An 11,789-nucleotide genomic window follows, 5' to 3' on the forward strand; every position below is an offset into this window, starting at 1 on the left:
ATGATAAATTATCGAGATTTGGGATTAGTAAATTCCCGTGAAATTTTTAAAAAAGCAATGACAGGTAAATATGCTGTACCGGCTTTTAATTTTAATAATATGGAACAAATGCAGGCAATTATTTCTGCCTGTGTTGAAACCAAGTCGCCGGTTATATTGCAGGTTTCCAGCGGTGCACGTAAGTACGCAAATCAAACGATTTTGCGTTACATGGCTCAGGGCGCCGTAGAATATGCCAAGGAACTTGGTTGTGAAATTCCTATTGTTCTTCATCTTGATCATGGAGATACTTTTGAACTTTGCAAATCTTGTATTGATTACGGATTTTCTTCCGTGATGATAGATGGCTCGCATTTGCCTTATGATGAAAATGTTGAACTTACTAAGCGTGTTGTAGAATATGCTCATAAGTATGATGTTACTGTTGAAGGTGAACTCGGAGTTTTAGCCGGAATTGAGGATGATGTTGTTGCAGAACATAGTGCATATACAGATCCTAATGATGTTGAGGATTTTGTCGGAAAAACCGGTGTGGATTCTTTGGCGATAAGTATTGGTACTTCTCACGGTGCCAACAAATTCAGACCTGAGCAATGTACTCGTAATGCTGAAGGTATTTTAGTTCCGCCACCTTTGAGATTTGATATTTTGGAGGAAATAGAAAGACGTATCCCTGGCTTCCCGATAGTTTTACATGGCGCTTCATCAGTGCCGCAAGAAAAAGTTGCTTTAATCAACAAATACGGAGGTAATCTTAAAGATGCAATCGGTATTCCTGAAGATCAATTGCGTAAGGCTGCAAAATCTGCGGTTTGTAAAGTAAATATTGATTCCGACGGTAGATTGGCTATGACTGCTGCTGTGCGCGAAGTTTTTGCGCTAAAACCTGCGGAATTTGATCCCAGAAAATATCTAGGCCCCGCAAGAGATGCGTTAAAAGAACTTTATAAACATAAAGTTACAAATGTACTTGGTAGTAATAACAAAGTATAAATTATTTTATAAGGCTGTTTGTTTTTAAGAAACAGCCTTATTTTTTTAATATTTAATTAACATGAGAAACTATTTTTATCTTTTTTTATTAGCATTTATATTTGTAAGTTGTGATCAAAAAAATGATTATGACTTTGATCCGATGACAAATTTTCCTAATTATGATACTGTTGTACTTGATATGGATTTGTCTGACGCAGTTATTAACGGGATAGTTATTCCGTCAATTAATCAAGCTGAGTCGGGATTTTTTGAATATCATTTCAAATTTCCGCACAATAAGAACAAAAACTATTTTTATAAAATTTATTATCAAAACGAAAGCTATAAATTCGGTGCGGATGATTCGTTAAATTACGAAAATTTTTATGGTAGTTGGGAAGATACTTCCGTTGGTTTTTTACCGATAGATGATGATGTTGTTGACGGAAAAATAAGAATAATCGGTAATCCTCGTAATGAAAAAAAGTATTATGGTGCCGATATTTCAGTGAATAATTTTTCCGAAGAAAGTTTAAACGGCTATATTAATGCTATGAAAAATAATAAAGACTGGTATAACTCAATTGTTGAAAAGGCAAAGAAAAACAATAAAACAATTGAAGTACAACTTTATAATGATGCTCAATGGTTAATTAATGACGCACGTAGTAGGGGAGATTTTAATAATAGATGGAAGAGAAATCCAAGAACAGGAGTTTATTCTTTTTATCTTGTTATTTGCGATGAAGAAAATTTAAATAAAATACCTGATCATATAAAAAATATTGACTTGCAAAATAATGCAGGATATTTTGAAAATCCTATATATTGGTTTCAAAAGAATAGTAATAATTCGAATATTAATATAATAAGTAGTCAAAAGGTGTTGAAAACAAGAGCTGTTATTACACCTAAACAAGGTGTATTTATTGATAAGGTCAATGTAGCAAGTTTAGATTATAAAGTCGATACAAGTGATTGTCGTTGCGGTGATAGTGATGACTTGTATAACAAAGCTCTATTTCAGCAATTCTTTAGTGCTGTCAGTAAACAATACTCATTAAGAAATATTCCTTTAATTCAAGATGTAATAGGTGAAGAAAATTTATATACTAAGGAAGATTATTTAATTCAGAAACAAAATATTGATTCTACTAAATTGCTGTACAATTATCCTGTTACAAGTGATAATCCTTGTGCTACTGTAAAATTAGGCGAAGAAGGTGATTATGTTTCAATAATTAATCCTGGAAATGACGATTTAGATAATTTGCGTAAGGAATCTACCGGAATTAAAACCCGAGTAGGATTTACATATGGGAAATATAGAGGGAAAATAAAATTTCCCGAAATGCTTAATTATGATAATGTATGGAACGGTTTAACATATGCTTTTTGGCTTATTTACCAAGATAATCATTCTTGGAATCAAAGAAGAGGGTGTTATAATATGGGATATGTAGATAAAGGTGATGAAACTAATAATCCCGAAAGAAGTCTTTATAATAATTATTCTGAAATAGATATCGAAATTGTTAAAGCATCAAAATATTGGCCTAAAGGGTATTATAAAAATAAAGATAATTATGTTGAAGATGCAACACTAACTAATGAAGTTGCTTTTTGTTGTACAAATTGGGATTTAGCTTGTCCACAGCCGAAAAAGTTTTCATCAGGAATAACATCAATTCCTTATAAATCAAGTTCTTTTGATGCTTTAAGATGGTATGATACATATAAAGCGCTGACTATAAGAAATCCTATATCAAACAATATTTTTAAGGAAGATTACTATTATTATGAAATTGAATGGAAACCTACGGAAATAATTTGGCGCTTAGGCCCATCTCCGGATAACATGCAAGTTGTCGGATACATGAATGATAGATACACTTCAATACCAAATAATCAAATGCTGGCAATTATTACGCAAGAATATCACTATTCTGAATGGTGGCCTCCTGTAGTTTTTGAACAAGGTTTAATTCCTTATCATAAAACTGATATTGAAGGTAAAGTTTATGAAATAGTAATAGAGTAAGGTATTGATAAATTTGATTTGCAAAAATAGTAAGTAAAATTTTTTATTTAAAGATAAATGATTAAAACAGATATTTCAGTATTTGTAATTTATACCGGCGGTACAATCGGTATGATGAAGAACGAGCAAACAGGGGCTTTGGAGCCGTTTAATTTCGAACATTTATATAAACATATTCCGGTTTTGGAACGATATCCGTTTAATATAGATTTTCATTCTTTTGATCCTCTGATTGATAGCTCAGACATGAATCCGGATTTCTGGAAAGAACTTGCTGCAATTATTGAAGAAAAATATGAATTATATGACGGGTTTGTTGTGTTGCATGGAACGGATACAATGTCTTATACGGCTTCTGTATTAAGTTTTATGTTGGATAATTTAAATAAACCGGTTATACTTACGGGTTCGCAATTACCTTTAGGTATGTTGAGAACCGACGGAAGAGAAAATTTTATTACTGCGATAGAAATTGCCGCTGCTCAAAATGATAATACTCCGATTGTTCCGGAGGTATGTATTTATTTTGAAAATAAACTTTTCAGAGGAAATAGAACAACGAAGTTCAGTTCGGAAAATTTTAATGCTTTCTTTTCCGGCAATTATCCTAAATTAGCAGAAGTAGGAATTGATGTTAAATATAATTTTAATTACATCAGAAAACCTAATTTTAAGAAATTAAAAGTTTCTTATAATTTGGATAATAATATAGCTTTATTAAAACTTTTTCCTGGTATTTCAAGGCAAGCCGTTCATAGTATTCTTAATATTGAAGGATTGAAAGGTGTTGTTCTTGAAACTTTCGGTTCTGGAAATGCACCTTCGGTATCTTGGTTTATTAGTGAGTTGAAGGCGGCAATTGATAGAGGAGTAATTATTTATAATGTATCTCAATGCAAAGCCGGAAGTGTTGATTTAGCTAAATATAAGGCAGGATTACAATTAGACCAGATTGGAGTAATTAGCGGTTATGATATTACTACTGAATCTGCTATTACAAAAATGATGTATCTCTTCGGAAAAGAAACAAATTTAACAGAGATAAAAACATTGCTTGCAAAACCTTTACAAGGTGAAATTGGATAATACTATCTTATCCATTTTATACTTTTTATAAGTTTAGCAATTTATTTTATTCTTTTCCAAGCTTGTGTTTCATAGAAAGGTCCTAAATACCCTCTAAGATATAAAATATCTTTATTGTTTTTGTCAAGCCATACCTTTCCATTTGCTAAAATATTTTTTTGTGGAGCAAAACATGCTTTATCTCCGTAGTATTCATTTTTCTTAGGATTATATTTTAACCCGTTTAAAACAGTCATTCCTACAACCTTTTTTCCGTTTCGTTCTCCTAAACATCCGTCACATGTAATATCCGGTACTTCAGTGCCATCAGGCAAAAAAGCTCTTGTAATCACTCCGTAAAGCGAATCATTCCGTAGAGATAATTCAATCTCTCCTGTTTTTTTCCCTTTTCCGTCATAGGTTTCCCAATATCCAACAACATCTTGAGCATGTGACATACTAATAATTGAAAAAAATACAATTATTAATAAATTAATTCTAAATTTCATATAATAAAATTATTTGTTATTCTCGTGTTCAATCATCCATATAGCGTCTTCCCTCATTACTTCCTCTAAAGATTTATTAGCTGATTTTGCCTTTTTCTTCAAACTTTTTATCCAATCATTAGACATAAACATATTATTCATAATTTCGTTTATTCTGTCTTCCTGATTTTTTTCTTTTATTACTTTAACGCTTTTCGGTGAGTTTAAAACTTTTTCTATTTCTTTGCTTCTGTAATCAGGAATATCAGGAATATCTAATTGAGGAAAATATTTGTAAGGATTTTGTTTTACCATATAAAGAGCGTCCGTATATAATGTTTTTTCAAGTGTCTTGTTGTCTTTTACCGCCTTGATTTGAATACCTTCAAACCATTGAGGATTTGATTTAATGTTATTAATAATGTTATTGATTGTTTTCTCTATTTCTATACTGTCAATACAAAGGGAAATTAACGACCATTCTGAAAAGTATGAACTTAGAAAATATGTTTGATATGCTGAATACATTATCAGGATAAAATCAGAATTTATAAGTTCATCAACCATATTAACTTGGTTGATGTTGCTGTATTGATCATCATAATATATTGTGTTTGCATAATACCAATAAGGATATTCCGAAAAAATCTTATCTAAAGGTAAACTATAGGATAAATTCCAAAAGTGCGAATCACCCATAGTAATCATTTTTGGGTGTATGCTTGCAGAGTCTTCTATAATCTCAACATCAACATAATAATTATCTTTTTGTTTTATTGGCCTGTAAAGATTTAATATTAATTCCAGATCATTATCCGGATTTCTTACATTTGCTGTATAGGGTTTTTCTATTTTTAATTTCGGCATATTAATACCTGATAAAGACCTGAAAATATTAAATATAGAATCAGCGGCATAAACAGACATAATATTACTCCAATGAGTTCCTGTTTGAGGGAATGAATTAAAGATAGCAGTATCTTTCACATCATAAAACATTTTTGTTAGATTGATGTAATTTACACCATTTTCGTCAAATTTGTTGCAGTAATAATCTATAGGATTAAAATCAGAATCAATGTTTATATTTTTGTTAATGTATTCTTTGTAAATTTCTGTTTTACTAGGTATAAAGCAAACAAGTAAATGTGTATTGTACTCTTTTAAAATATTACTGAGTTGATATAAATAATGAGCTTGTCTGTCGAAATTCGCTGTAAGTTCTTTTGAATAGGGTGTTGCGTGAAGATGCCAGTTTGGAAAAAGCCAATTATCTTTACCGACTAAGACTTTGGTTGAAGGTGTTTTTTTATAAAAATCCCATGTGTATTGATTATACAATCTAATTAATGATTCTCTAAAACCAAAACTAGTTTCAAGTGTTTTTTCTACACTTTCTTGGAAACTAAAATCGTAATAGTTTTTAAAATTAAATTTTTCGATTTTGGGTATATTGATAACACCGCTTAATGGTCTTACATTGAAAATTTTAAATTCACGTTGTAATGATGACATAAACAAAAAACACATGGTTAATGTGAACATCAGTGTATACAGTATTGAATTTAATTTCTTCATTAAATTATCTTTTAAAATCTAAAATATATAAACGGACTAAATCCGGTTGCATTTAAACTTGCCACACAGAATATAAAAGCTATGATTGAAATAATCCAGAATAAAATATGACCTTTGGGTTTTAATTCTGTAAAATAAACTTTGTCTTGTAATTTTAGACCGAATTTTGTAAGCGTAATAAATGAAAAGAATGCGGCAATGATTATTGTTACATAATATTGCAAATCTTGTGAAATATTTATACGAACAAAGTCAAAAGCAAATAGTCTTTGCATGAATGTCCATGCCATCCCAATATCTTCAATTCTGAAAAATACTCTCGCTAAAACAATAATTATAAAAGTAACAATTACAGAAGGTATTCTTCCCAGTTTAGACATGAATTTTACTAGAAAAAGCCTGTCCATTACAATAAATACACCTTGTATTATTCCGTAAACTACAAAATTCCAAGACGCTCCGTGCCATAACCCCGATAGCAAAAATACAAACCATAAGTTGAAATATAATCTTCTTTTGGTTTTAACTCTACTTCCGCCCAATGGGAAATAAAGATAATTTTTCATGAAAATACTAAATGTCATGTGCCAACGGCGCCAGAATTCGGAGATACTGGTAGAAACATACGGGTTGTCGAAGTTTTCAGGGAATTTAAATCCCATCATTCTTCCTAACCCTATTGCCATATCGGAATATCCGGCAAAATCAAAGTAAAGTTGGAACGTATATGCAAATATTGTTATCCATGCCGTTGAAGAATCCATCATACTATAATCGGAAATCGCAAGAGCATTATCAACATAATAACCAATTACATCTGCAATCAAAACCTTTTTACTCAATCCTAATACAAAACGGTAGAAACCGTGTAATCTGTCGGTCATGTTTGAATATCGGCATCTGATCTGATCGGCAATGTCGCAATATCTAATTATAGGACCTGCTATTAACTGAGGGAACATGGTTATATACAATACGTAATCGGTCAATTTGTTCATCGGCTCGTTTACGTTTCTATATGTATCTAATGTGTATGTTATTGATTGAAATGTGAAAAAAGAAATGCCGATCGGCAGAGCAATTCTTACCCACGATATTTCCGGTTGATGAATGAATCCCAATATTGTGTTGAGATTCTCCATGAAGAAATTACCGTATTTGAAATATAGTAATAATGACAGATTTAATACTATAGAAAAACCGCAGAATATTTTTTTCTTTAATTTAGTTTGTGAATTATACATTGCCTTAACAATGAAGAAATTCGAAACTGTAGAAATAATTAATAAGAAAAAGAATTCCGGCGCGCCGTAAGCATAAAAAATTAATGAAAAGAACAGTAATGTGTAGTTTCTGTACTTTCTTGGAGTTAAAAAATACAGAAGTAAAAATATCGGTAAGAAATATAATAAGAATATATTACTGCTAAATACCATAAGATAAAAACTTACGGCTGCAAAAATACAAAACTAACGTCAATTAACCAATAATAAAAGAATAATAATTATTTTATTATTTCTGTGTTGTAATATTTGTTTTCTTTTATTGTTTAGTGTATTCAACTCCTTAATTTATGAACGCTAATCAGGAATTTAAATAATTAAAAACCATAAAAAACTTTATTGATAAATATTATATAATATGAATAATACGATGAATTCAGTATAAATAATATTCGATTCTACTTAATTTTTAAGAGTTTTATTACCATCTTCCGCCGGCACCGCCACCGCCGAAAGAACCGCCGCCGAAACCGCCAAAGCCTCCGCTGCTGCCTCCACCACCGAAACCGCCTCGTGATGAACCGCCGCTACTGTGACCGCCTCCAAAGAATATCCAAGGCAATCCGCCTGTGGTAACATGTCCGGAGCCGGAACCGCCGCCGCCTTTTCTTGAAACTATTATTATGATAATTATGAAAAAAATAACAGGTAATAAACCGAATATTATAGCCATAGGTGAAATTTCTTCCGCCGATTTAACATATTCCTGAGGAGAATATTTCTGAGAACTGAGATCCATCAGAATGTTTGTTCCATTTTCGATGCCTTTGTAGTAATCATTGTCCTTGAAATAAGGAATCATTTCATTCTCAATGATAATTTTTGATGCGGCATCAGTAACAATTTCTTCTAATCCATAACCTACTGCAATAAAAGTTTCCCCATAAGAATTACCAATCTTAGGTTTAACAACAACGATAATACCATTATCCTCACCTTTTTGTCCGACTCCCCATTTTTCGCCCAAAGAAAAAGCAAAGTCAGATATTTGATAATCGCCTAAATCAGGGATAGTCAATACAACAATTTGACAAGAAGATGAATTTGCAAATCCTACTAACTTATTTTCTAAAGCATTTTCTTCTTTACTTGAAAGAATATTTGCCATATCATTCACCAATTTAGGAGGAATGGGCCTGTTTGGAATATCATCGCTTGCAGCAAAACAAGAAAGTATTGATATTGATATTACTAAACTAATAAAAAGTTTTTTCATTTATTTAAAATTTTAACCTAAAGAAACGTCATCAGGTAATTCATTGACATCTTTAACCTTATAAGGGAAATTCTTTTTAAGCTCTAAGCCTGTTTTTCCAATAATATTGATTAATCCGTCGGCGTACTCGCCTTTTTTAAAATATTCGACAGCCAAATCTTTCAACTCATCCCAATAGCCGGTATCAATAACCGAATTGATACCGGAATCACCAAGGATTGCAAATTGTTTACTTTCAACAGCAAAATAAAATAATATACCATTACGGTCAACTGTTTTGTATATTTTCAATTTATCAAAGATATGTGTAGCTCGATCCATCACATTGTCATCGGGACAAATATTTTCTATATGAACTCTTATTTCTCCGGATGTGTCTAATTCGGCATTCAATACAGCCTGTTTTATGTCTTCTATATCTTCTTTACTGAAATTCTTCGGTAACTTCATCTTCAATTTTTTAAAATTCAACAACCGGAGCTACATTTGCACCTGCTTGCGCGGTGAAATAAGGTTTCTTTTCTAAACCCATATTTCTTGCAATGATATTTTTAGGAAAAGATCTGATTGCGGTGTTGTATTCTTGAGTTACTTCATTAAATTTCTTTCTTTCAACTGAAATTCTGTTTTCGGTACCTTCGAGTTCGGATTGAAGCATCAGAAAGTTTTGATTGGCTTTTAAATCGGGGTATCTTTCAATAACAACCATCAAACGTGATAAAGCATTTGATAATTCTCCTTGAGCAGCTTCAAAAGTCGATAGAGAGTTTTCATTCATGTTCGAAGGATCAATATGTACTGAACTTGCTTTTGAACGAGCTTCAATAACTTGTGTAAGAGTTTCTTGTTCATGATTAGCATAACCTTTTACGGTGCTGACAAGATTAGGAATAAGATCGGCACGACGTTGGTAAACATTTTCAACTTGTGCCCACTGTTTTTCAACGTTTTCTTCTGCGCGGACAAGACTATTACGAGCACTAACAGCCCACAAAATAATAATAAGTGCTATTGCTGCAATAATTATAACCACAGTCAATACAACGGTTGATGTTTTTGTTTTCATTATAAAAGAATTTTTATTAATTATTTTTATTTCAAATTACTGAATCAAACTTATACTGCGTTTTAAAAAGTTTGATAACCTTTTGCCTTTTAAAATATCTTGCTGAAGCATCGCCAAATCTATTAATTGTTCGGCTAACTGATTGTTTTCATCTTCATTATTGCTTTCGGCAAGTTTTGTTATTAGAGGATGATTAACATTAACTTTCAAATTGAATGAGTCCGGAAAGTCCATTCCGTAGTAACCGCCGCCGAATTTTGACATATCTTTCATTCTTCTCATAAATTCAGTACGTGTGATAACAATAGGCATATCATTCTCGCTCATATTTTCTGTTTCAACGGTAAATTGTGCTTTATCGACAATGTTCTCAAACAGATCTTTGATTTTTTTCTTCTCATCATCATTGAGTTTTGAAGGAGCTTCATCATTTTTATTAATTAATTTAGATGAAACATCAGAATCTACGCGAACAAATGATAAATCCTCGTTCTTGCTTTCTAAAGTATTTATAAAATACCCATCAATTAATTCATTTAAAATCAATACATCGTATCCTGTGTTTTTTGCAGCTTCTATAAAACTGTATTGATCTTCCTCGTTGGAGGTATAAATTGCAATAATTTTATTGTCTTTATCGGTTTGATTGGCTTTTATTTCATTTTTATATTCATCAATAGTGAAATATTGATTTTTGATGTTTTTCAGTAAAGCAAAATTCTTTGCTTTATCATAAAATTTTTCTTCCGAAATAATTCCGTATTCAATAAATACTTTAATATCATCCCATTTCTTTTCAAAATCCTCACGATTATTTTTAAATAATTCTTCTAATTTATCGGATACTTTTTTAAGAATATGGTTTGAAATTTTCTTAACATTCGAATCACTTTGAAGTGAACTTCGAGAAACATTGAGTGGGATATCCGGAGAGTCTAAAATTCCATGTAAAAGTGTAAGAAAATCAGGAACGATTCCTTCTACATTATCGGTTACAAAAACCTGATTAGAATATAACTGTATCTTTTCTTTCTGAATTTCCACATTTCTTTTTATTTTAGGAAAATATAAAATTCCGGTCAGATTGAATGGATAATCAACATTCAGGTGTACATAAAACAGAGGATCGTCATAGGTTGCAGGATATAATTCATGATAAAACTTTATGTAATCTTCATCTGTTAAATCATTCGGCTTCTGTTTCCAAAGAGGATTGGTATTGTTTATTACTCTCGGTATTTTAACTTCTTTGGTTTTTTGTTTGCCGTCTTTGTCGGTTTCGCCTTCAATAGGTTCATAAACGGTTTCCGTTCCGAAAATGATAGGAACTGGTAAAAATTTACAATATTTCTTTAGTAAAGAATAAATTTTATTTTCGTCTAAATATTCTTCGGCATCTTTACTTATATGAAGAATTACATCGGTTCCCCTGGTTTCTTTTTTTCCTTCCGAAATCGAATAATCGATACTACCATCGCATTCCCAATGAACAGCTTTAGTTTGGCCGCCTTGTTTGTAAGTTTTTGTCAGTATTTCTACTTTGTCGGAAACCATAAATGCCGAATAGAATCCCATTCCGAAATGACCGATTATAGCATTTACTTCACTTTCGGATTTGTTTTTAAACTTTGCAACAAAGTCTTCTGCGCCGGAAAAAGCTATTTCAGTGATGTACTTTATTACCTCATCATGTGTCATTCCGATACCGCTGTCTGATATTGTTAAAGTTTTTTTCTTTTTGTCGATTGTAATATTAATACTCAAATCACCCATTTCACCGGTAAATTTTCCCAGTCCCGAAAGCGTTTTTAATTTTTGAGTAGCATCAACGGCGTTAGAAACTAATTCTCTTAAAAATATTTCCTGATCAGTATATAAAAATTTCTTTATTATTGGAAATATGTTTTCTGTTTTAACATTAATTTTTCCTTTTTCCATAATTTCAATTTCAATTTAACAATTGTGAGGCATATCAAAATTTATGCCTTTGATTAAATTTCATAACTAGCCGTGTCAAAATGACATGAAGTATATGAAATATTAATGTCATTAATTAATAAAAGGTTTAAGCATTAAG

At 31.3% G+C, this 11,789-nt stretch carries 10 protein-coding genes; 3 read left to right on the plus strand and 7 right to left on the minus strand.

Annotation, left to right across the window (positions count from 1 at the left end):
- From LBP67_09590 to LBP67_09600, 3 genes are all read left to right on the plus strand, one after another.
- Complete coding sequence (locus tag LBP67_09590) at window positions 1–993, plus strand: class II fructose-1,6-bisphosphate aldolase (GenBank protein MDR2085232.1); 993 nt, start codon at window positions 1–3, stop codon at window positions 991–993.
- A 61-nt stretch (window positions 994–1,054) separates the two neighbouring features.
- A complete protein-coding gene (locus tag LBP67_09595; GenBank protein MDR2085233.1) occupies window positions 1,055–3,016 on the plus strand; it encodes a hypothetical protein in 1,962 nt (653 codons plus the stop codon).
- Between the two features lie 57 nt (window positions 3,017–3,073).
- Entirely contained in the window at window positions 3,074–4,102 is a 1,029-nt protein-coding gene (locus LBP67_09600; protein MDR2085234.1) for an asparaginase, read from the plus strand.
- A gap of 41 nt (window positions 4,103–4,143) precedes the next feature.
- Here the strand turns inward: LBP67_09600 and LBP67_09605 are convergent, their stop codons facing one another.
- The 7 genes from LBP67_09605 to htpG form a co-directional block, all read right to left on the minus strand.
- Entirely contained in the window at window positions 4,144–4,590 is a 447-nt protein-coding gene (locus tag LBP67_09605; GenBank protein MDR2085235.1) for a DUF2147 domain-containing protein, read from the minus strand.
- Window positions 4,591–4,599: 9 nt separating this feature from the next.
- Window positions 4,600–6,084, minus strand: coding sequence for a hypothetical protein (locus LBP67_09610; protein MDR2085236.1), 1,485 nt, complete (start codon window positions 6,082–6,084; stop codon window positions 4,600–4,602).
- Between the two features lie 74 nt (window positions 6,085–6,158).
- Window positions 6,159–7,583 (minus strand): hypothetical protein, encoded by a 1,425-nt coding sequence (locus tag LBP67_09615; GenBank protein MDR2085237.1) that lies wholly within the window; start codon window positions 7,581–7,583, stop codon window positions 6,159–6,161.
- A gap of 268 nt (window positions 7,584–7,851) precedes the next feature.
- Window positions 7,852–8,646 (minus strand): TPM domain-containing protein, encoded by a 795-nt coding sequence (locus LBP67_09620; protein ID MDR2085238.1) that lies wholly within the window; start codon window positions 8,644–8,646, stop codon window positions 7,852–7,854.
- Between the two features lie 12 nt (window positions 8,647–8,658).
- On the minus strand, window positions 8,659–9,096 hold the full coding sequence (locus LBP67_09625; GenBank protein ID MDR2085239.1) for a TPM domain-containing protein: 438 nt from the start codon (window positions 9,094–9,096) through the stop codon (window positions 8,659–8,661).
- A 10-nt stretch (window positions 9,097–9,106) separates the two neighbouring features.
- Window positions 9,107–9,712, minus strand: coding sequence for a LemA family protein (locus tag LBP67_09630; protein ID MDR2085240.1), 606 nt, complete (start codon window positions 9,710–9,712; stop codon window positions 9,107–9,109).
- A gap of 36 nt (window positions 9,713–9,748) precedes the next feature.
- Window positions 9,749–11,650 carry a molecular chaperone HtpG gene (gene htpG, locus LBP67_09635; protein ID MDR2085241.1) on the minus strand — a complete coding sequence of 634 codons (1,902 nt, stop codon included), beginning with the start codon at window positions 11,648–11,650 and terminating at the stop codon, window positions 9,749–9,751.
- Window positions 11,651–11,789: the final 139 nt, after the last annotated feature.

It is taken from the genome of Bacteroidales bacterium, from assembly GCA_031276035.1.
Lineage (GTDB): Bacteria > Bacteroidota > Bacteroidia > Bacteroidales > BM520 > RGIG7150.

Excerpts from the sequence above, each read along its gene's own strand:
- LBP67_09590 (MDR2085232.1), top strand. The coding sequence starts at position 1 with ATGATAAATTATCGAGATTTGGGATTAGTAAATTCCCGTGAAATTTTT.
- LBP67_09595 (MDR2085233.1), top strand. The coding sequence starts at position 1,055 with ATGAGAAACTATTTTTATCTTTTTTTATTAGCATTTATATTTGTAAGT.
- LBP67_09600 (MDR2085234.1), top strand. The coding sequence starts at position 3,074 with ATGATTAAAACAGATATTTCAGTATTTGTAATTTATACCGGCGGTACA.
- LBP67_09605 (MDR2085235.1), bottom strand. The coding sequence starts at position 4,590 with ATGAAATTTAGAATTAATTTATTAATAATTGTATTTTTTTCAATTATT.
- LBP67_09610 (MDR2085236.1), bottom strand. The coding sequence starts at position 6,084 with ATGTCATCATTACAACGTGAATTTAAAATTTTCAATGTAAGACCATTA.
- LBP67_09615 (MDR2085237.1), bottom strand. The coding sequence starts at position 7,583 with ATGGTATTTAGCAGTAATATATTCTTATTATATTTCTTACCGATATTT.
- LBP67_09620 (MDR2085238.1), bottom strand. The coding sequence starts at position 8,646 with ATGAAAAAACTTTTTATTAGTTTAGTAATATCAATATCAATACTTTCT.
- LBP67_09625 (MDR2085239.1), bottom strand. The coding sequence starts at position 9,096 with ATGAAGTTACCGAAGAATTTCAGTAAAGAAGATATAGAAGACATAAAA.
- LBP67_09630 (MDR2085240.1), bottom strand. The coding sequence starts at position 9,712 with ATGAAAACAAAAACATCAACCGTTGTATTGACTGTGGTTATAATTATT.
- htpG (MDR2085241.1), bottom strand. The coding sequence starts at position 11,650 with ATGGAAAAAGGAAAAATTAATGTTAAAACAGAAAACATATTTCCAATA.